The organism is Yersinia aldovae ATCC 35236 (assembly GCF_000173735.1).
GTDB lineage: Bacteria > Pseudomonadota > Gammaproteobacteria > Enterobacterales > Enterobacteriaceae > Yersinia > Yersinia aldovae.
This window is the reverse complement of record NZ_ACCB01000001.1, coordinates 15,881-37,643: the sequence shown is the minus strand read 5'-3', so window position 1 is coordinate 37,643 and position 21,763 is coordinate 15,881. Positions and strand designations below refer to the sequence as shown.

Below are 21,763 nucleotides of genomic sequence, written 5' to 3'. Positions count from 1 at the left end.
CGATATAAGGCAGGAAAAGACTGACAGTGGCCAGTTCACAGCCCACTGTCAGTCTTTTTTACTAACCACGTACACTACAACCACTTATTTACGCGCTTTCTTATCCAAATTATCCGCGGGCAATTCACCCGGCAGGTAGTTTGGTAAACGACCGGCAGGGAAGATAGCCAGCAGTGACAACAGCGCCATAATCAGCAGACCAAACTTCAGCGCTCGCAGTCGTGCTTCCTCATTCACCCGCACCGCTTCGGCCACCTGCTCAGGAGTGGCTGTTGTTTGCGCTAACACACCATATAGGCGGTCATTGCTGACGAAGTTGATACTGTCCATATTGACCTGAGCCTGAATCTCGGGTGTCAGGATCGGCGTTTCGGCCACACCACGCATCACGTTGGCACTTAACAACCCCACCAGCAAGGCACCGGCAACCGCAGTACCGATGGCATTTGCCAGATTATTGGTGGTGCCACGTAAGGAGCCAACATCGCCTGCCAGCTCTTTCGGTGATGCACTGACCAATACGTTGAACAGCAAAGTAACCAATGCCCCCTGAGCCAAACCAAATACCACCAGACCGAATAATACCGCGAACTCACTCCAGTTATTGCGCACCACAAATGCCAGCCATAACAGCGCAATGGTACAGGTGATAAAACCGTAACGGCCAATGTTACGGGGCGTCAGTTTCTTATAGAAACGCACAATGAGCATCGCGGAGAAGAACACCGATAAATTGAACGGCATCATGGCAATCGCCGTCGCCATCGGCGTACTGCCCTGCACTATCTGGATATACAGCGGAACCGAGAAGTTCAGCATCGCTTCCAACGCGACCACGGCGAACATGGCGAATACGGCGGCTTTCTCGGTCGGTGAAGTGATCACTTCCAGCGCCAGTAACGGCGTTTTGCCTTGTTCCTGACGGCGGCGAGTCCAGACGACAAATGCCTGACCCAGCACGATACCTAACACAATCATGAAGGGGGCGGGTGAGAAACCGAGCAGGTCAAACGGCGCACCATCGCGCACCAGCCCGAAACCCCAGCGGTTCAAATTATTAAAACCAAACGACAGCAGAATAATCGCCGATGCCGCCAGCACCACACCGAACAGATCGATACCCACTTCCGGGCGGGCATTGTCAGATTTCAGACGGAAACTCAGTACAAAGATGACTACCGATAACACGATCAGAATGCCGAATGCGGGACGCCAACCGATATACGTCCCCAATACACCACCAATTAAAAATGCTGCCACACCCGCACCAGCACGGGCTGAACCCAATGCCCCCAGCGCCGTAGCCTGTTGCGTGCCACGGTAGTTTTCAGCAATTAACGCCACCAGAGCAGGCACTAATGCCGCCCCCGCCAAACCGCTCAATGCTTGCGCGCTGATCATGACAGTGACATTCGGGCTGAAGGTCATCATCACCTGAGCGATACCAAACAACAGCACGGTACTGCGGAACACCACCAGCGGCCCAAAACGTTGGTTAAGTTTGGCCCCAACATCACGAAACCGGCAACTGACAGTGAGTACATCACAATTGCAGTGGCAATGGTGGTTGGGGGGACATTAAAGCTCTTAACCATCCCACCCAGCGCTACCGGTAAGGAGGCTACGTTGAATGACATCAGGATTTGGGCCAGTGCGATGGTTATCATCGGCACCCATGACTCTTTTATTTCCGCGCTCGCGCGGTGAATTGATTGATTCGCCATAAATTTTCCATCCTTCTGACATGCTTTATCGTTTTAGAAACAGGCCGGTTTCACCACAGTGCAGTGTGCAGCACGGTTCATCTTTTAAAAAAGCTGATGCTCAAAGCGCTATCCCCTTTATGACTCAGCTTTTTTCGGTATAAGGTTGCGAAACAAACATGTCCATCCCCAAGCTACGCGATAAGAATCGTGCCGCCAGTTGCCCTTTGACGCTGTTACCCGCACTATCAAGCCGCGGTGCAAAAGTACCCAGCCCCCCTTTTCCAGGTGACACTGTCACAATCCCACCACCAATACCGCTCTTACCCGGCAGGCCAATGTCATAAAGCCAATCACCCGAAGTTTCATACAACCCCGCGGTAACCATTACGGCCAGGGCATAATGGCAGACATCATTGTCCACCACCCGCTGACCGGTCAGCGGGTTAACCCCACCATCCGCCAGTGTCGCCCCCATGACGGCCAGATCACGCGCACTGACGTCCAGTGAACATTGGCGGGTATATAAGTCCGTGGCGATCAACGGATCGCATCCCAGACGCCCGTACCCTTGCAACACATTGGCAATACCCCGATTACGGAAGTTGGTCTCACTGGCGGATTGATACACTTCTTCATTCAGCGTCAACTCTCGCCCCGCGAATCGACACAAGCCGTCATGGATGAATTTCCACTGTTCATCGCCGGTGGCACCGGGAACCAGACTGGTCGTGGCGATGGCACCGGAGTTAACCATAGGATTAGTACGACCATCTGGCGTGCGCTCAATGGCAGTAACGGAGTTAAAGGCCATACCCGTGCTGTTAACCCCCAACTTTTCACGGGCAACTTTGGCCCCGATAGCCTGACAAACCAGTGCAAATACAAAAGGTTTGGAGACACTCATAATAGTAAATTGATAATCCACATCACCGGCGGAGTGAACTTTACCCTGGGTACCCACCATGCAGACACCAAATAGGTTCGGTGGAATACGTTCTAAAGCCGGGTAAACGGTAGAAACCACACCTTCAGTATCTGCACCAAAGCGCCGATGGGCTTCTTGTACTAATCTCATCACGGTGTCCGAGTCGGGTAAGTGCCCGGTTGACACGTAGTCGATAATTTCATTATTGCTATCATCTGTCGGCATAGGAGTTATCCCCGTTTATATTCTGTTTATTTCTCTGATTTTATCTTTTAGTGCTAATACTCATTTTAAGCGACAGAAGTACTTTCTGCGTTTTAATTTAATGAGAATAGTGACCATGAATGGGTAGCAATTGGAACCTGAGGTTTATCCGTTCCCTTGAAATTTCCAGCCCAAGAGAGCGTAGAGCGACAATGTCATATTTGATTTTTTTCAATTGGTTAGATTGAATTAAAAATAAAAACAACGTAGCAATCTCATGATAATTACGCTATGTAAGACCGTCGAATGACCGTTTATCCTTAATTAGAGCAGCAGATAAACATGTTAGTGGGTATTATGCTGGCATAATTGCGGCCTATTATCGCTAAAGAGACGCTGAATAAACGCCACAAAGAAAGTGAATGTAATAAACGTATGCCATTCCACGCCTCTTTTATTATGCTCAATCATTTCCTTTATCGCCACATAACCTCTCTGGCGACGAAAAGGATATCGCTTCTATTCCTCAGTGAGGAACTTGTCTAGCGGCAACACCTGATAGCCTCCTGAATGACATTGCTGCTGCTGTCACGATAACGTCAACAATTACCTTAGCGCCCTCATATATAAACAGCGTAAACTATGGGTGATTCACTTTACTCACTCGTCAGGGATACAACCTGTCAGCGTTCCCTCTTAACACATGCAATTACCTGATTACCCCACACACCGGTGTCTCTGGAGCATGAAATGAACAGTACAACAGCGGCAGGCAAGCAGAAAGTGCCGTTACGACTCAGTACCTCAATCACCCTGATGGTTTCTGCGGTTGTTGTGGCGGTGCTACTGGTGGTTTACTCATTGTTATTTGTTCAACTTAGCCAGATGGCTCAAGACAGTTTGCAAGCCAAAGCCACTGCGGTGGCACGCACGGTTTCACTGTCTCCAGTGGTCATCCACGGCCTGACAACCCCTGCTGTCGGGCAAGAAATTCAGGCTTATGCTCGTGCGGTACAAAAAGCGAATGACCTGTTATTCATCGTTGTCACTGATATGAATGGCATTCGTCATTCACATCCCAATAGTGCGATGATCGGTCAACATTTTATCGGTAATGACTTACTGCCAGCGTTACAGGGTAAAGAAAATAGCGCAGTCAACCGCGGGGTACTGGCTCCTGCCCTGCGTATTTTTGTGCCGATTTATGGGCTACAAGGTAAACAAATCGGTGTGGTAGCCATTGGAATTGCACTTACCCGTATCGCATCAGTTGTCAGCGAGGCCCGCTGGACCATCCCTTGGACTATCTTATTTGGTGCTCTGATCGGTACACTGGGTATCTGGGCTTTGGTTAAAACGCTGAAAAAGATCATGTTGGGTTTCGAACCCTATGAAATTTCTAATTTATTTGAGCAGCGCAACGCAATGTTGCAATCAATTAAAGAAGGCGTGATTGCCGTTGATGCCGATTCACGTATCACCATAATAAACCACGAAGCGAAGCGTCTATTTAAACAAAGCGGGCCGCTGGAGAATTTATTATTAAGTAACGCCAGTAAATACTGGCCTGCCAAACTCTATCTACAGCAAGTATTAGAAACGGGCATCGCTCGTCCCGATGAAGAAATAAATTTTGATGGCAGCATATTACTGACCAATACCGTCCCAGTGATGGCAAAAGGTAATATCATCGGCGCGATTGCGACTTTCCGTGATAAAACCGACGTCAGTAAATTAATGCTACGCCTGACGGGTATGTCCCATTACGCCGATGCATTACGGGCACAATCGCATGAATTTATGAATAAATTACATGTCATACTGGGCCTGTTGCACATGAAGCATTATCAACAACTCGAAGCGTATATTGTCAAAACATCCAATAATTATCAGGCTGAGATCGGCTCTCTGTTGCACAAAATAAAATCACCTATTATTGCGGGCTTCCTGTTAGAGAAAATTAACCGGGCGCATAATTTAGGTATCACTTTATCCATCAGTGACGATAGTTTGCTGCCAGATACCCATAATGAACAGATCACCACTGCCTTAATTACTGTATTAGGCAATCTAATTGAAAATGCTATCGAGGCTATTGATAACCAAGGCCAACGGGAGATCAATGTCAGTTTCCACTATCAGAATAGCCGGTTACATTGTGCCGTAAGTGATGATGGGCCGGGTATTGGCGCAGCACTGCAAACGCATATTTTTGATAACGGTTTCTCGACCAAAGGCAATGAGCGCGGTATTGGCTTGAGTTTGGTGCGGCAGTGTATAGAGAGTCTCGGTGGCAGCATTGAGTTTGACTCTGAAGCTGGAGTCTATACCCAATTTTTCATTAACCTTCCCTACGATATCACCACGAATAACAACGGCGCATAAAATCATGATTAATGTATTGATAGTGGAAGATGATGCGATGGTGGCGGAGTTGAACAAGTGTTATCTCAGCCAGGTAGCCGGTTTTAACTGTTGCGGCACCGTATCCAGTCTGCAACAAGCCAGAGACTATTTTATAGCATCCAGGCAATCTATCGATCTGGTGCTGCTGGATGTCTTCATGCGTCAGGATAATGGTCTGGAACTGCTACCGACATTGCGTGAATTAAGTGAGCAGACTGATGTGATTGTTATTTCATCGGCCACCGATGTGAATACCATCAAAAAAGCATTGCAATACGGTGTCGTGGACTATCTGATAAAGCCGTTTCAGTTTTCCCGCTTTGAGCAGGCGCTGTCGGCTTACCGCGAAAAACAAAACTTGCTGGGTCAACGTAAATTTTGCGCTCAAGAGGACGTGGATACCTTGCTGCGGCGCAATAACCCCGCCCTCACAGAGGGTAAAAAATTGCCTAAGGGCCTGACGGTACAGACATTACGCACTGTGTGCGAATGGATTCAGGAGATGCAAGACCATGAGTTCTCTACCGAACAGATGGCAAATGCGATTGGTATTTCTCGGGTATCCTGTCGTAAGTATCTGATTTATCTATCAGACACGGAAATTCTGAGTACCAAAGTGCTTTATGGTGCTACCGGGCGGCCACTCTACCTCTATAAACGGTTGCCAAACCAGCAAGACGCATTAAAGCAACATTGTCAGTAGCAACGCTGTGAAACAGGCCACTTCAGCACAAAAAGCAAGTGGCCATCAAGACGAGTGACTACCCGCTATAGGCCGCTTGTGCTTTTATTGCCTCAATCGAGGTCAGACAAATCCACATGCAGTATTGATCGACACGGCGGCAATCAAGTGTATCGGGATCGATATCAGCATAATCACCCGCGCGGTAGCGAAACTTGGAAAACTGAGTGGTTTCTTGCGTCGCGTGAATATGTAGCGTGAGAGTATCGATGTTACCAGCCGTGCTACTCGGCATATCCAGAATGCGTTCGCGGCCATCGCGTAGATAGGTGTGCCAGCGTTCGTTGGCGGTGATTTCGGCTGCATACATCGTCAATACGCCACGATACCACCCAGGCCACCTCCCCCAGTTTGCTTTATCTGTACCAAAATCCTCAACCAACTTACGACACCAGTAGATCTGGCGTTGCAAGAACGTAATCATCAACTCGCTGCTTAACATGACAGAATGCCCGCAACCGAAGCGTTGCCAATGTTCAACGCCGTGTCGATGGCAGAAATCGAGCATCTTCTCGCGGAACTCAACGGAGAAATAGTAATTACCACGACCATGCACCGGGTAGAGTGGCGTAAAATTCGCCAGATGGTGTGTAAGAAAAACATCCGCATCGGTGCGAAGTAACCATTGGTAGCGTTTAAGTACGGTATCAATATGTGGTCCGCTAAGACAGGCAATAGAATTGATAAAGTGGTAATTGTGAAACTGGGGATCATGCTGTGAAACCGGTGCAAACGGTATCAAAATAATACCAGGCTCTTTCGGCAACGTATCAACTAGCGCAGGATGATGAACCACAATCAGATCTGATGTCTCCCAGCAACCACTGTGAATCCAGCTTTTATGTAGCCAACTGAACTCTTCCAACATCGTCTGCGAATTATCGATGTACGTCATAATGCCCACTTTTTTATCCTTAACTCCCACTCCATCTCTCCTTATCTATCTGCAATTTCGTTGAAAACTCAGTTGTACTGATGCCTGTAGCGGTGCAGCATATAAAAGAACCTCATGGGCGACAATCAACCAGATAAGATGTGACATAAATTCAGAAATCAGCCCGATTACCCGATCAAATAGCGCCTTAACCTGGCCGCGAGCGTGCAATATAGAGTCAGAGTTAGCACAATATTATTCCTGTGATATAAATACAAAAGTCATACTGTTTATTATAATAAACCAGACAAGTAAAATAAATTATGAAATAAAACATCATATTTATTCATTAATATAAATGCGCTTTATGTCAAATAAGATAAATTGCAATACTTTATTAATGACATCATATAAATAGGTAAATTATTTTAAAATAATTATATTTAAAATAATATGTAGAAAATTTATACTCACAATAATCAGAGCAACGTCTTTTGCCTGTTTAACAATGAGTTATGGAAAAGGTCAATATTTAATCAATGATTACAGTGAATACTGTATGGCACAAACATGGGTGACGGTTATAAATTAATCAGCCCTATTTGATTACTTGTTGTGGTAATAGAGCAACAAAAATAATTAATAAGTGAATATTTTTTTTGCCACATACCGGAAGAAACGATAGCATGCCCACCGAGATTAAATGTCACTGATAAAAACCATAACAACTGCAGGCGCTAAGACGCTATTTATGCATTAACCTTTAGCAATCAGATTCTGTATTACATTCACCATGATTGCACTACAGACAAGAAAATAGGGAAAGTTTATGATTTCAGGAAAGCATTCTGCGGAGACTCATCATGCGGCAAAAAAGCGCTGGTTAGATTCCCATGACAGTGGTTATCACAAAAGCATGGGCCGTCGTCATATACAAATGATAGCCATTGGTGGCTCCATTGGAACAGGGTTATTTTTAGGTACAGGTGCCCGACTACAAATGGCCGGCCCCGCATTAGCACTGGTTTATCTGGTCTGCGGAGTCTTCTCATTTTTCATCCTTAGGGCTTTGGGGGAATTGGTATTACACCGCCCCACCAGCGGTAGTTTTGTTTCTTATGCGCGTGAATTCCTCGGTGAGAAAGCGTCATATGTCGCCGGGTGGATGTACTTTCTTAACTGGGCGATGACGGGCATTGTCGATATCACCGCCGTGGCGCTCTATATGCATTATTGGGGGACGTTCTCAGATGTCCCCCAATGGCTATTTGCTCTGGGCGCGCTGTCCATTGTCGCCACCATGAATATGATTGGTGTGAAATGGTTCGCCGAGATGGAGTTCTGGTTTGCGCTAATCAAAGTTGTTGCTATTGCACTTTTCTTAGCCGTTGGCGTGGTCTTCCTCGGCACCGGGCAAAGTGTGGCTGGCCATGCAACGGGTTTACATCTGATAACTGACAATGGGGGTTTTTTCCCTCACGGCTTATTACCGGCGTTAGTGCTGGTTCAAGGGGTTATATTCGCCTTCGCGGGTATCGAATTGATCGGCACGGCAGCCGGAGAATGCAAAGACCCGGAAAAAACACTGCCCAAAGCGATTAATAGTGTGATCTGGCGGATTGGCTTGTTCTATGTCGGCTCCGTGGTATTACTGGTCTGTTTGCTGCCGTGGAATGCCTATCAGGCGGGCCAAAGCCCCTTCGTGACATTTTTCAGCAGCTTGGGTGTCCCTTATATCGGCACTATCATGAATATCGTGGTATTAACCGCCGCACTTTCTAGTCTTAATTCCGGGCTTTACTCCACTGGCCGAATTCTACGCTCCCTCTCAATGGGCGGTTCGGCTCCGCAATTCATGTCCCGAATGAGCCGCCAATCAGTGCCTTATGCGGGTATTCTCGTGACTGTCGGTATCTATGTTCTGGGCGTGATTCTTAACTATCTCGTTCCATCACAAGTGTTCGAGATCGTGTTAAATATCGCGTCGTTAGGCATTATCAGTTCATGGGCATTTATCATTATCTGTCAGATGAAGCTACGTCAGGCAATCAAACAGGGAACGGCAAAACCGGTGTCGTTCAAAATGCCCGGCGCGCCCGTGACATCCTGGCTAACCCTCTTTTTCCTTGCGGGCGTGTTAGTCATGATGGCTTTTGACTATCCTAACGGAACCTGGACCATTGCCACCGTACCTCTGGTCGCGATCTTGCTGGTTATCGGCTGGTTTAGTCTGCGAAAACGTGCCAGCGAGGTGGCCGCAGCACCGCTTGCCCCAATGCCAAAACAGAGTATGCGAGAAGATGTGGCAGCAAAGGAAATGAAACCGGCCGAGTTATACAAGTAACAGATTGTTTGTAAAACATTTATTCAGTCCGTAGGCTGACAGCGCTACGGGCTGAATTTAACGAGAAGCCGCCAGTGGACGTGTGGGAGAGGCTAGCATCATCTGTTGAGCAGAAAAGCCCGTAATACTACAGCTTGATTTGATATGCATCTTTGCGGCCATACCGCAAAGTTATAGGCTGCTGTTAATCATTGGTTCATACCACTCATGCTGATCCAATCGATTACTTTTGATAAAGATCCCAACGGTTGCCATAAATATCTTCGAAAACCACTACCATGCCATACTCTTCTTTGCGTGGTTCTTCGCAGAATGCAACCCCTTTCGATTTCATCGACGCGTAATCGCGCCAGAAATCATCTGTCTCAAGAAATAGAAATACCCGCCCGCCGCACTGGTTACCAATAAACGCAGCCTGAGAATCATTTGATGCCCGAGCCAGTAATAAACGGCACTCACTCTCCGGTGTTGGCGAAACAGACACCCAACGCTTACCGACTTGTGGTTCATCTTCCCTTAAGAAAAAACCCAATTTTTCGGTATAATATTCAATAGCTTTATCGTAATCGTCAACCACGATTGCAATATAACCCATCCCTCTTTTGGTGCTTTTCATCAAGGCATCTCCCTATTATTCATAGTTTTTTACTATGTTATGATTCTTGAACCAAGCTCGCGACTGATTTCTCAAGTATCTGTTGGGAAAATACCCGCCGACACATTGCCGTCCGCTTTATCAAATAACGCATTTCACTGTGAAGTATCTGACTTTTTTAGGTACATTACGTTAAGATATTTTCTATTAAGTGACTATTTTTTGACTCTAAAGAGGGAAATAACGTGAGTATAAAACTGATTGCTGTTGATATGGATGGAACATTCCTCAATGACCAGATGAACTTTGATAGAAAACGGTTCAGTACTCAATATTCTCAGTTAAAAGAAAATGGTATCAAGTTTGTCGTCGCCAGTGGGAATCAATATTACCAACTGATCTCTTTTTTCCCTGACATTGCCCATGAAATTGCTTTTGTAGCCGAAAATGGTGCCTATGTGGTAAATGAGAATAGCGAGATTTTCTGCGGTAGAATATCCGATGACGATTGTAAAACCGTGCTCAAAACATTACAGGCGATCCCCTACCTTGATATCATTGTTTGTGGGAAGAATGGAGCCTATATGCTCAAAACATCGAGTAATGACTTTTATACCACAATGAGTAAATACTATCATCGCCTTGAAATTATCGATGATTTTAGCAAAATAACTGAACCTGCTTTCAAATTTGCAATCAGTTTACCTAATGAAAAATTAGCCGATTTTATGGTATTTGTTGAGCGAAAACTGGCAGGAATAGTCACTCCCGTTTCTAGCGGGCATGGTTCTGTTGACCTGATCATTCCAGGGGTACATAAAGCCAATGGCCTGCGATTACTTCAGAAAATAGAGGGCATTGCGGATGAAGAAGTGGCGGCGTTTGGTGACGGTGGCAATGATATTGAAATGTTAAAACAAGCAGGCTTTGGCTTTGCTATGGCAAATGCACCGCATCATATTAAGCACGTTGCCAGATTCGAAGCTGAGTCCAATAATGATTTCGGCGTATTAAATGTAATTGACAAAATACTCAACAAACAAGCCCACTTCGCTTAATAATTTAAGACTAAAAGAATGCCGGTGGATAAACAAATAGAATGGTTCTCAGCGTGACTGGGGTCAACGCCGAGAATATATTCATTTATCCCTCACTCAGTTGATAGGGCACTCCGCAGGTTTGATTCCGGCCATTTCTTTTTGCCTGATACAGTTGTAGATCAGCTTGAAGCAGCAGTGTGGTTGGCATACCGTCGCTTTGAGTTTCTTTGCAGCAAACCCCAAGGCTAATACTGACAAAGGGAGAAACAGTAGAGCCAACATGAGGGATTTCCTGCTCGAGAAGCTGCAACCTGATAGCCTCAGCAACCTCCATAGCCCCAACCAACCCAGTGTTAGGGAGTAGGCAGACGAACTCTTCACCACCATAACGGGCAACCAGATCGGTTGGGCGCTTGAGGGTATCTCGAATAATTTTTGCGACCCGCCGTAAACAATCGTCACCGGCCTGATGACCATAGAGGTCATTGTATTTTTTGAAAAAATCAACATCAATCATAATCAAACTGAGTGGTAAACTATTGCGATTCGCCAGTTTCCACTCCTGTTCTAATTTTTCATCAAAATAACGCCGATTATAAACCTCAGTTAAGCCATCCAAATAAACTAATTGACGTAACAAATCAGATTGGGCTTTGAGTAACAGGTGAGTTTTCACTCTTGCTCTTACGGTGTTGCGGTTAATCGGCTTACTGATAAAATCGACAGCTCCCGCACTAAAACAGCGGGTTTCTGTCTCCTCATCAATATGTGCAGTGACAAAGATAACCGGAATATCGCTAGTTTCGGTACAAGCTTTGAGTTTGGCGCAAACCTCAAAACCATTCATGTCGGGCATTTCGATGTCCAGTAAAATCAGGTCAGGCTGCTGGCTATGGCAGACATCAAGTGCCTGTTTACCACTAGTGGCCATGCAAACATTATGATCCGCAGAAAATGCTTGATAGAGTACCTGAATATTTATCGGATGATCGTCAACAATCAGAATCTTAGGCTTCTTGGCACCAGGAAGCATCAAGGCCAAATTCTGAGAAAAAGGCTGAACTATAGTCATATCTTTTTATCTCTCTGGCTAGAAAGGTTTTCCAGCAGGGCTTGACATAGCTGGATAGCTTTGGCGAAATCTAATTGATTGATGGCCTCATTGAGTGGCAATAATTGTCCATTCAGTTGCTGACCCACCGTCGCCTGTAATTGACTTATCACCTCCAGCGCCGCCATATCTGAATTTTCTAATAGCACTATCAAACTGTTCAATTGCGGCTCAATAGATTGCGTACTCCGCATTTCTGCCGGGTCTGCCTGCGTGGCATCAGCTGATAGCAGTTGAATTAAGCTCGCGATATCAGCCTGCATCGCCAGCACTTTAGTTTTCAGATCATTCAGTAGCGGATTAATTATCTCCGTGGTCGCGGTCACACTGTCATTGAGCAATTTCTCCCCTTGACCGGCACATAACGACAGCTCAGTGGCCCCTAATTGGGCGGCAAGTCCCTTGATAGTGTGTAGCAAACGAGATGCTGATTGATGATCGCCCTGCGTCATCAATGCATCCAATTGCGTCGGGAACGTCGCCAAATCTGCCGCGAATAGCGATAACATTTTTTGATAAAGCGAAACATCCCCACCTAATCTATTCAGTGCCGATTCCACCTCGATACCGGTTGTTGCTACGGCACTCTTCAACTCAGCAGAGAATGATGACGGGCTGGCGCGGCTAACGGTGGCCGTGATATCAGTACGTCCACTGTATTTGCGGATAGTCTGTATCAGATTATTCAAGTCAAAGGGTTTACCAATATGATCATTCATTCCCGCAGCCAAACAAGCGTCACGATCTGATGCCATCGCATTAGCGGTCATAGCTATAATCGGTAGCTCCTTCAGCCCAAGAGATTCACGGATATAGCGCGTCGCATTAAATCCATCCATGACGGGCATCTGTAAATCCATTAATACAACATCAAAGAGGGCCGGAGTCCGCTCTAATATCTCGATAGCCTCTTTACCGTTATTAGCAATAGTGACTGTCGCCCCCTCATCTTCCAGTAACTCACGGGCTATTTGTTGGTTATTCAAATTATCTTCTACGATCAATAACTGAATATCGGACAGTTGATATGAGGATTCGGCGACTCTTGGTTTCGTAATATCAGGTTGTTTACGTTCACTTAATGCATCGATCACTGAATCCAGCAACATAGACGCTGTAATCGGTTTGACCAAATAGCCATCCAGTAATGCCTGATCTTCTTCACTGCGCTGTAACAACATTTCACGATCATGAGCGGTTATCATCACAATCATCGGCGCATTATCTGCCGGCATCAGTTCACGGACATATTTACTGGTCTGCCAGCCATCCAACCCCGGCATTTGCCAGTCAATAAAAAGTGCTCCATAGGTAATACCGTTATCACGCTGTTGTTTCATCAATTGCAGTGCCTGGTCGCCACTGGTTGCGACATCAACCGTCCATTTTAATGACTCACCCATCCGCTTAATCAGGTCACAGGCCGTCGGATTATCATCAACAACTAATACCCGCAGATGATTCAATACCTGCGCTCTGCTCACCAGCGTACTCGGTATTTCATTATCAATAACCAGATTAGAAGGAGAGGATAGCGGCAGTGTTATGGTGAAATGGAACAAACTCCCTTGCCCCGGTTGGCTTTCTAACTCAAGTCTGCCCCCCATTAATGCAACAAAACGCTGGCTAATCACTAAGCCCAATCCGGTGCCACCAAAGCGGCGGGTGGTCGAGGCTTCTGCTTGAGTGAAACCACCAAAAATACTTTCCTGATGCTCAGGCGCAATACCAATGCCGGTATCGCGGACACCAAAGTGCAAAGTAACCTGCTGGCTATCCTGTTTAAGCACCTTGATAAATAACACCACTTCACCTTGCTCAGTGAATTTCAGCGCATTACCGCCAAGGTTAGTTAATATTTGCTGAAGCCGCATACTATCGCCCTCAACAAACTGCGGCAGAGTGGGGTCAATATCAAACAACACTTCTACTTTTTTAATTTTGAGGTTACTCGATAAAATAACCGCCAGATCGCGCAGCATCACATGAATATCAAATGGGATACATTCCAGCACCATTTTACCGGCTTCGATTTTGGAGAAGTCCAGAATATCGTTCAGTAACCGGAGCAAGGTTCGGGTGGCGGCTTCACTTTTAACAGCATAGTCGGCTTGCTTATTATTCAGCCCTGTTTTACGCAGTAATGTCAGCATCCCAAGGATAGCATTCATCGGGGTACGAAGTTCATGGCTCATATTGGCCAAAAATGCAGACTTGGCTTTATTGGCCTCTTCCGCCGCTTGTCGGGCGGATTGCAGTATATTTTCGGCCTCTCGCTGCTGAGTAATATCCCGATTGATCCCCATCATCAAAACAGCATTACCATATTCATCTCGCTCTACCGTCCCGGTCGACTGGATGTAACGAACCTGACCGTGAACAATAATACGGAAAATCTGACGATAGATGCCGCCGTTATCTAATGCCGTTTTTACGGCATTATTTACAATAGGCCGATCGTCAGGATGAACAAGGCTATACCAATACGCCTGCGGAAGCGGTGTATTACGCATCTCCTCCGGCAGTTCATAAATATCATTCATTCGATCATCGAAAGAAAATGTCCCTTCCTGAATGTTCCAGGTCCAGATACCTAATTCAGCCACATCAGCCGCTCTGACTAATTGATTTTTGGCAATAATCAGGTTGGCCTGTTGAATTTTATTGGCTGTAATATCAATTTGGATGGAGATATATCGTTCAATTTGGCCGGTACTGTTTTTAAACGGTGCAATCGTGGTATCAACCCAATATAAACGCCCTCCTTTCGCTTTATTGCAGATCTCTCCACGCCAGGAGATGCCATTGGCAATGTTATGCCACATTGATTGCCAAAATGCAGCATCGTGAGTATGTGAGTCAATTAACCGGTAGGTCTGCCCAACCAGTTCCTCTCGGCTATAACCACTAATATTACAAAATGCATCATTAACGTCAGTAATTAATCCTGCACTGTCTGCGGTAGAGATAATACCGTGCAGATTAAGGGTGCTGAGTAAGGCATTATTTTCACGTAAGGCTGCTTCAAGACGCTGATAGGTGGCTTTACGTTCACTAATATCCGACTCTATCGCCATAAAACCGATGGGTTCATTCTGATCGTTATAGCGAGGTTGAATTTCCAGCTCAATCCAATATTCTTGCCCCGACTTAGAACGGTTTACTATTTCCCCTTTAAAGGGTTCACCCGCATCTAACGCGGTTTTCATCGCCGTTTTCACACTGTGGTCTGTACTACTACACTGAAGTAATTTTCCCGGTGATTTACCTAATGCTTCGTCCTGGCTGTAGCCGGTAATACGCTCAAAACCCTCATTAACCCAGACGATTTCACGGTTTACATCGGTAATAACAACGGCATTAGAGGTGTTTTTCGCTACCAACGCCAAACGTTCAAGATCTGCGGTCATGTTGCGTGCCAGCATTTCAGCTCGATTGCGCCCACTGACTTGCTGCCGAATAAGTAATGCCAATGCTGAACTGAGCAAAAGACCAAAAGCAAACACTAACCAAGGCGCATAACGTTCAGTCAGCGCTTCAAAGGCAGGCGTGCTGCTAATACGCAGTGTCATCTCTCGCCCTGGTAGCGGCAAGATACTGGTATTGTGGAATATTCTGGCCGCCATTGTTTCATCATTGTGATCTTCATCCGGTATGAGATTGTCATATTTACTGCCATCGGCATCGAAGACCATCGTTTTATTAGATAAATCATTAAGACTATCAAACAACTCAATATCCACTCGCCCACTCATAAACTCGGGAATATCACGTAATAAATCAGCAATGACAATGGGCGAATACAACAGACCGACCAATGATGCCTGGCGTTCAGCAGGTGTCATTGGGTGAGTGCCCGATTTATAGACCGGGACAAAAAGTAATACGCCGGGAGTTTTAACGTTAGACTGAACCAGATAAATTGTGCCGGAAATCGTGGGGTTCCCGCTGTTGATTGCCAATAGCGCGGCTTCCCGCCTGACCGACTCAGAACCAATATCAAGCCCCTCAGCCCCTTTTATTTTTTTTCAGCAGGTTCAACATATTTAATAATATACAAATCGTCATGTTGCTTATCTTGCAGCTGACGAAGGGAAAAGTCAGATGCACCGTCAGCTCTGGTATTAGCAATAAACTCATTCAACTGACTGCGTGGCACCCGTTGAATAAAACCAAACCCTCTGACGCCAGGAAACTCGACAGGTAAATTACGCGAGGCCACATATGCCCGAAATTGTTGGCGGGTTAGATAACCATCGGCCGCATAAGCACCTTTGATGCCATTCAACCCATATATTGGCTGAGAGAAGCGCCAAATGACCTCACCTGAAACTCGGTCAACATTACGTTGAAAATCAACTTTAGCATTGTCCTCAATTTCGTTAAACAGCCACCATGCTCCTGCGCCCGAAATAGCCGCCCCCAGTAAAAATATAAATAATGGCAACAAAATGGTTTGTTGTAATAGCCCAGCCATCCGGGATAAATATGTTTTGGATGGCTGGGTCGGTACTTTCAATGCTGAAGGATTCATATAAAATTTATATCCTTATAATCATCATAGACTCAAGCATAGGATCGCTATGTGATTTAAGACAGTGCAGACCATCCTAAATGTTATTGCGATACTGAAAATGTCATTTATCTGTGACCACAATAGGTATCAAGGTTGAACCTGTAATTGCAGCTCATTGTGGCCGATGACCTCGCCCCGGTGGTTAAGAATGTCGCTCATCACCGTTATCGTTTGGTCACTGCGCGGGGTGATTTGCAACTCCATCACTTTTTGACCGCTATCAGCCATCAGATTGATGTCCTGCGCACCCTCAGATAACATCACACCACTTTGCAATATTTCCCAATGCAATGAAGCCTGCGGATAGTCATGCCAGTTATCATTGATGGCCCATAACCCAATGCGCCCAGTCTGCCCCGGCACCCACGTTGCTGTTTTAGGCTCAATTGAGGGTAAAACCGGTTGGTAAGCTCGCTGTAAGGCAAAATAACCGGGTTTGGGATGGCGAAGATAGTCAACTACCCCCCAATTAATTGATGGCCAGGTTTCGGTAAACATAAAGTGAAATAAAGCAGCAACCGGTTGATAACGTTGCCGTCGATAACTCTCTGCGGCAAGCTGGATCAAACTTGCCTGATACTGTTGACTATTAGCGATAAACGTATTGATATCCGTTCCACGAGTGACTTTAGCTAACTCAAATGTCTCGTGAGGTTGGAAATTATGGTAGGCCCAGATACGCCATCCCTCATCTTTTTTATCCGTGGTCTTAGGCCATAAGTCCGTGCCAGAAATAAAGTTTTTTAGCGTGGTTAAATCGGGTAAAGCTTGAGCACCAAACTCGCTAATTATTGCGTTGGTTGCTGGTTTAAGGTGGTCACTTTTCTGCCCTGAATACCAACCTTGCCAGTAATGCTCGCCGGTTGACGAATAAGCATGAGTGATGCGGCTAGCATCCTGACTCAACACTTTTGCTACACGCGCAGTTAACGCTCGATTGATACCTGGCCGCCAGTCCGGGTAACGGTATTGCATCCATGTCGCATCCCAAGGCGGTTCATTATGCCCAGACCACAATATAATGGCAGGATGGCTGCCAAACTGCCGAGTCATATCTGCGGCTTGTCTTGCGGCTTCTTCGGCGAAAGTGGCCGAATCGTCATAGCCCCACTGTAGCGGGAAATCTTGCCAGAGCAGTATCCCCATCTCATCTGCCAGGTCGTACAACGCCCGCCCAGCCACATGGGCATGTACCCTTATGGCATTAACATTCGCCTGCTGCATCATAACTAAATCACGATGATAATCGGCTGGCCGCAAGCTCCCCAGCCACGGGCTGCCAATGTAATTAGTCCCTCGAATGAAAAGGCGCTTACCATTGATTGACCAACTTTGTTCTTGCGGATCTATCACTATTTGCCGTAACCCCGTGCGCACATGGGCGGTATCCATCGTGCCAAGACCATCAGAAAAATGCACCTCCAGCCGGTAAAGATTCTGTTTACCCTGACCCGATGGCCACCATAGCGCAGGGTTATCGAGAGGGAAATTAGCCGTAAGCCGTTGTGCATTGCGTGGGCTGGCAACCAGCGAAACATTTTGCTTCAGCTGATAGGATGGCCCGATGAAATTGTCGGGGATCAGCTTTAGCAACATCTCCACCGAACGGTTGCGATTGGCGCGATAATCCAAACTTACCTGCAAAATAGGATATTGCAGCCCTCTGGACCAGTCCGGTACGGCCAATATATTGTCGATAACAGCCCCACGGCTGATATGTGATGCCACGGCAGCCCAAATACCGCCAGAATTAGCATCCTGACCGTGGTCTGACCATGCACCTCCTGGCCGGGTATCATGGTGATTAAAAACACCTTTAATCAGTTGCTTATGAAAAGACCAAACTTTACCGGGGATCTCATAAGGGCTATCTACCCGCACGGCCAACAGATTATCTTTTCGGGCAGCATCCGTAATATCCGTGCTAAATCGCTGAAAATACCCCTGGTGCTGCCCTACTTGCTGATTATTAAGCCAAATATCAGCTTGATAATCGACGCCATCGAATATCAAGGTCGCCATATCATCGGCACCTAAAATCGGCAGGGTAAACCGAGTGCGATACCACAATACGCCTTGATGGTCGAGGCCCTCGCTGTACCAATTAGCAGGAACTTTCAGTTGTTGCCACAGGCTGTCATCCAGCGTGTCACGCCAGGCCTCAGGAGCAGGTGGATTGCCGTTCTGTACTCGCCATTGGCCAGATAAGTCTTGAGTGGCAGCGGATTGCCGTTGAGCAATAACCACTGGCGGGGCCAGCAGTAAAATAAGCCCCAGGGTCAGAATTGATTGCCGCAAACGGCGAATATTGTTCATTTTTCTGCCCCCAGACCGATAACACGTTCTTGCGGTAGGCATAATTGCGGCCGTGAAAAGACATCACTCATGCGCGCGTCCAGATATCCCGCAGCAGGCTCAGTATTAATTAAGTTCCCCGCCGTTTTATAGAGCAGCGTTTCTAATACCATAGCGTTAGTGGTCAGACTAATCGTTTTATTATACGCACCATTATTCTCATAGCGCCCTTCATACCATCCACGTTGTTCATCATACTGCATCTGAGTCAACTGCATTAATGCATCGGTATAAGGGCTATTCCATAACACCCATAAACCGAAAACTGCGCGGGTTGATACCAACGCCAGATCTGGGTGAAACTTGCCATCCTCACTAATAGTATTCCAGTGGTAACCATTGGCGAATACCGTATCGTAAACATGATATGGCGCAACTGAGGTAAAATAATCGCTACGGGCAGTCAATATATGTTCTTTTTGCCACCGTTTTTCCTGTACTCGATAAACATTATCAATACGGTTTTTCTGCTGTTTAAATATTGGCGTGTTTTTTAACTCCATTGCGGTAAGTAGATAAGGTAAGCTGACGACAATAGACGGTACAGAGGTTATTCGGGCATCTCGAATATCGACATCAATGGGGATACCATAAATAAATATGGTATTGTAAGGAAGGTTAGCTGATATTCCCACAGGAAACCCCACAATCCAAAAGCACCCGCAACATAATTGCTATACCCCAATCGCCCTTCTGACCTTGCTATAAACTGGCCATTAACTGCCGTTGACTTTAGTAATCGTCCATCATTATCAATGACCTGACAAAAACTCCAGCGTAGTAGGAGTTTATCCAGATACTCCGCATATTCAGGATAAAAACGTACGACAACTTTCAAACCCATCATTAAACGGCCGATATCTTGAGCTGACCATCCCAGCGGTTTTGGCTGGTTAGCATAATCAATCATCTGCCCATTAACGGTATTGTAAAGTAGATTTGGCGCTTTCCCCGCCACTAAAGGTAAATGGCTGATGGTGGCCAATAATAGTGATAGACGCTGATCAAACTCCTGCCGATTAATAATCCCTAACTGCGCCACCGCAGTTAGGCTGACAAGCGTGTCGCCGATTTGCCATAAACTTACAACTGTATAATTATCCAGAGAATTAATCAGCCCGGTCCCGGATTGTGCATTATTAATAAAATAACGCCATGCGACTTTCGCCCACAATCGTTCATTGTCAGATAACACACCACTGCGGGCCGAATAGGTAACAGAACTTTGATCAATATTGGCACCGACAGACATACCGCCAATAAATGCAGCACTAAATAGCCCCGCAGCTATCACCAAGGCAAGCGCGGAACACCTCACTGTTTTGCGCATGATGGTGTCGCCGTAGCCGGTAATTTAAATATGTTATTACTACCAGAGTCATCCTGACATTGGGCACACTGGCAGCTCTTACAGTTTGGCGCTTTACGTATCGCAATACCCGTTTGATCACAAAATGCGGCTAAACTCGGTGTTGCATCAATAAATGGTCGATTCTTTTTACTGTTATTATCATCAAAAGCATTAATTAACTGCCGCTCCCACAACGATGGAATGTAATCTTTATCGCCAGGATCGCCACTGGTAAAACGGAGTATCTTCCCTTCTTTTTTAAATAATAGTGCTTCCAACATGATGCCATTATTATTTGCCGTAAACTCTTTAATTGGCCCTTTGCCATTTTCGTATAAGCCCTCGTTGAAACCAATATCCTTAACGTTGGCATTTTCTATTGCATCAAATAACCGGTCAGTGTACGGCGAATGCCAAAACACCCACATACCTAATGCAGCCTTTAATGATACAGCCGCATTCTCAGGGACAAAAACACCCTGATCGGTAATTGTATTCCAGTTATAACCATCGGAAAAAACTGTGTCATAAACAAAGTACGGAGCGCGATCCAACTGATGCTCTGAACGCGCGGTCAGTATTCCCGTTTCACGATAGCGGTTTTCCTGCGCCTGATAGACCCTATTGGCAAAATCTTTCATCCAGGGATGGCTGTAACTCCCAGATTTATTTGCACGATCATTACTGCGATCCCACCCCATCTCAAGGCCATGTAAGATATACGACTCGGTAACCACATAGTTGTGTTGATTAGTTTTACGTGCATCTCTAGAATCATAAGGAACTAATACACAATAGATTTTTGCCAAATCATAAGGTTCAGGCCGTGATGCCTTGCAGGTAGAAAAATCCCAAAGCTGGAAACCACTGGCGGCATACTCCTCATAACCCAGTCGCCCTTCCTGCACATACTGAGGCGTGTTATTTTTATCTAAAATCGCACCATATAACGTACCGCAATCATCGATAACATGTGAAAAATCCCACCCCAAAACCACATTATCAATGCTATTGGCATATTCAGGATAGCGCTCCTTAATAATTTTAAGCCAAATTAACATACGGCCCGTATCAATAGCTGAAAATCCTATTTCACCGGGTTTATTCATATAGTTAACTTTTTCTGCGGTGATGGTGTTATAAGCTTTATTGGGTAACTGCCCTTGAAATAATGAAATATTGTTCAGTGTCTTTAAAAAAGGTAACATCCGGTGGTCAAACTCTGCCTTATCAATCAGGCCCAACTCGCGAGCCGACACCAACGCCGCTAAATAAGATGCACTGTCCCACATTGTAGTCGAAGGATAATTATTAACAGCATTAACAAGCCCAGTTGTAGGTTGTAAATTGTGGACAAAATATTGCCAGGCATTAACGGCAACCGCCATCTCCCGCGGTGTTAATTCGCCGTGGCGGACAGGATAGGTTTCAGCCGCTAATTTATCACCCGTCGATGTGGCATCAGCATAAAAAGACAACATCGCCAACAGTGCCAATATCGAGCATACAACCTTAATAAATAGGCTTGAACTTC

The 21,763-nt window shown here is 46.0% G+C and carries 11 protein-coding genes and 3 pseudogenes; 4 read left to right on the top strand and 10 right to left on the bottom strand.

Going from position 1 to position 21,763, the window contains the following annotated elements; translation table 11 throughout:
- Nucleotides 1-84 precede the first annotated feature (84 nt).
- Nucleotides 85-1,724: pseudogene (locus YALDO0001_RS00125) on the bottom strand (MFS transporter).
- Nucleotides 1,725-1,848: 124 nt separating this feature from the next.
- Complete coding sequence (gene glsA, locus YALDO0001_RS00120) at nucleotides 1,849-2,856, bottom strand: glutaminase A (protein WP_004698826.1); 1,008 nt, start codon at nucleotides 2,854-2,856, stop codon at nucleotides 1,849-1,851.
- Nucleotides 2,857-3,585: 729 nt separating this feature from the next.
- Here glsA and YALDO0001_RS00115 point away from each other — a divergent pair.
- Together YALDO0001_RS00115 and dcuR are read left to right on the top strand one after the other, a co-directional pair.
- Nucleotides 3,586-5,220 carry a sensor histidine kinase gene (locus YALDO0001_RS00115; protein ID WP_042839152.1) on the top strand — a complete coding sequence of 545 codons (1,635 nt, stop codon included), beginning with the start codon at nucleotides 3,586-3,588 and terminating at the stop codon, nucleotides 5,218-5,220.
- 4 nt (nucleotides 5,221-5,224) lie between these two features.
- On the top strand, nucleotides 5,225-5,944 hold the full coding sequence (gene dcuR, locus YALDO0001_RS00110) for a two-component system response regulator DcuR (protein ID WP_004698821.1): 720 nt from the start codon (nucleotides 5,225-5,227) through the stop codon (nucleotides 5,942-5,944).
- A gap of 58 nt (nucleotides 5,945-6,002) precedes the next feature.
- On the opposite strand, the gene YALDO0001_RS00105 is transcribed toward dcuR, so the two are convergent.
- Nucleotides 6,003-6,878: a DUF7164 domain-containing protein gene (locus YALDO0001_RS00105; protein ID WP_231585769.1), complete on the bottom strand. Its 876-nt coding sequence runs from the start codon at nucleotides 6,876-6,878 to the stop codon at nucleotides 6,003-6,005.
- A gap of 808 nt (nucleotides 6,879-7,686) precedes the next feature.
- Here YALDO0001_RS00105 and ansP point away from each other — a divergent pair.
- Nucleotides 7,687-9,127: pseudogene (gene ansP / locus YALDO0001_RS00100) on the top strand (L-asparagine permease); the annotation flags it as partial.
- A gap of 297 nt (nucleotides 9,128-9,424) precedes the next feature.
- Here ansP and YALDO0001_RS00095 read toward each other — a convergent pair.
- Nucleotides 9,425-9,817, bottom strand: coding sequence for a VOC family protein (locus YALDO0001_RS00095; protein ID WP_004698815.1), 393 nt, complete (start codon nucleotides 9,815-9,817; stop codon nucleotides 9,425-9,427).
- Nucleotides 9,818-10,041: 224 nt separating this feature from the next.
- On the opposite strand from YALDO0001_RS00095, the gene YALDO0001_RS00090 reads away from it, so the two are divergent.
- Nucleotides 10,042-10,854, top strand: a complete 813-nt coding sequence (locus YALDO0001_RS00090; RefSeq protein WP_004698814.1) for a Cof-type HAD-IIB family hydrolase — start codon at nucleotides 10,042-10,044, stop codon at nucleotides 10,852-10,854.
- 85 nt (nucleotides 10,855-10,939) lie between these two features.
- Here the strand turns inward: YALDO0001_RS00090 and YALDO0001_RS00085 are convergent, their stop codons facing one another.
- The 6 genes and pseudogenes from YALDO0001_RS00085 to YALDO0001_RS00065 all read right to left on the bottom strand — a co-directional run bounded on the left by YALDO0001_RS00085 (nucleotide 10,940) and on the right by YALDO0001_RS00065 (nucleotide 21,710).
- The gene (locus tag YALDO0001_RS00085) at nucleotides 10,940-11,908 is read right to left on the bottom strand and encodes a diguanylate cyclase (RefSeq protein WP_049596028.1); all 969 of its coding nucleotides are present in this window, start codon (nucleotides 11,906-11,908) and stop codon (nucleotides 10,940-10,942) included.
- Nucleotides 11,905-15,909, bottom strand: a complete 4,005-nt coding sequence (locus YALDO0001_RS00080) for a response regulator (RefSeq protein ID WP_004698811.1) — start codon at nucleotides 15,907-15,909, stop codon at nucleotides 11,905-11,907. Before YALDO0001_RS00080 ends, YALDO0001_RS00085 begins: the two co-directional genes overlap by 4 nt.
- A 56-nt stretch (nucleotides 15,910-15,965) precedes the next feature.
- Nucleotides 15,966-16,481, bottom strand: a complete 516-nt coding sequence (locus tag YALDO0001_RS21655; protein WP_004698809.1) for a CHASE domain-containing protein — start codon at nucleotides 16,479-16,481, stop codon at nucleotides 15,966-15,968.
- Between the two features lie 129 nt (nucleotides 16,482-16,610).
- On the bottom strand, nucleotides 16,611-18,839 hold the full coding sequence (locus YALDO0001_RS00075) for a glycoside hydrolase family 2 protein (RefSeq protein ID WP_049596029.1): 2,229 nt from the start codon (nucleotides 18,837-18,839) through the stop codon (nucleotides 16,611-16,613).
- Nucleotides 18,836-20,130, bottom strand: a pseudogene (locus YALDO0001_RS00070) (DUF3131 domain-containing protein). The gene YALDO0001_RS00075 and the pseudogene YALDO0001_RS00070 overlap by 4 nt, the downstream one beginning before the upstream one ends.
- A gap of 62 nt (nucleotides 20,131-20,192) precedes the next feature.
- Complete coding sequence (locus YALDO0001_RS00065; protein ID WP_086016793.1) at nucleotides 20,193-21,710, bottom strand: DUF3131 domain-containing protein; 1,518 nt, start codon at nucleotides 21,708-21,710, stop codon at nucleotides 20,193-20,195.
- Nucleotides 21,711-21,763 lie beyond the last annotated feature (53 nt).

What these genes read in the sequence shown, in the direction of transcription:
- glsA (WP_004698826.1), bottom strand. Translation starts at nt 2,856, where the DNA reads ATGCCGACAGATGATAGCAATAATGAAATTATCGACTACGTGTCAACC.
- YALDO0001_RS00115 (WP_042839152.1), top strand. Translation starts at nt 3,586, where the DNA reads ATGAACAGTACAACAGCGGCAGGCAAGCAGAAAGTGCCGTTACGACTC.
- dcuR (WP_004698821.1), top strand. Translation starts at nt 5,225, where the DNA reads ATGATTAATGTATTGATAGTGGAAGATGATGCGATGGTGGCGGAGTTG.
- YALDO0001_RS00105 (WP_231585769.1), bottom strand. Translation starts at nt 6,878, where the DNA reads ATGACGTACATCGATAATTCGCAGACGATGTTGGAAGAGTTCAGTTGG.
- YALDO0001_RS00095 (WP_004698815.1), bottom strand. Translation starts at nt 9,817, where the DNA reads ATGAAAAGCACCAAAAGAGGGATGGGTTATATTGCAATCGTGGTTGAC.
- YALDO0001_RS00085 (WP_049596028.1), bottom strand. Translation starts at nt 11,908, where the DNA reads ATGACTATAGTTCAGCCTTTTTCTCAGAATTTGGCCTTGATGCTTCCT.
- YALDO0001_RS21655 (WP_004698809.1), bottom strand. Translation starts at nt 16,481, where the DNA reads ATGAATCCTTCAGCATTGAAAGTACCGACCCAGCCATCCAAAACATAT.
- YALDO0001_RS00075 (WP_049596029.1), bottom strand. Translation starts at nt 18,839, where the DNA reads ATGAACAATATTCGCCGTTTGCGGCAATCAATTCTGACCCTGGGGCTT.
- YALDO0001_RS00065 (WP_086016793.1), bottom strand. Translation starts at nt 21,710, where the DNA reads ATGTTGTCTTTTTATGCTGATGCCACATCGACGGGTGATAAATTAGCG.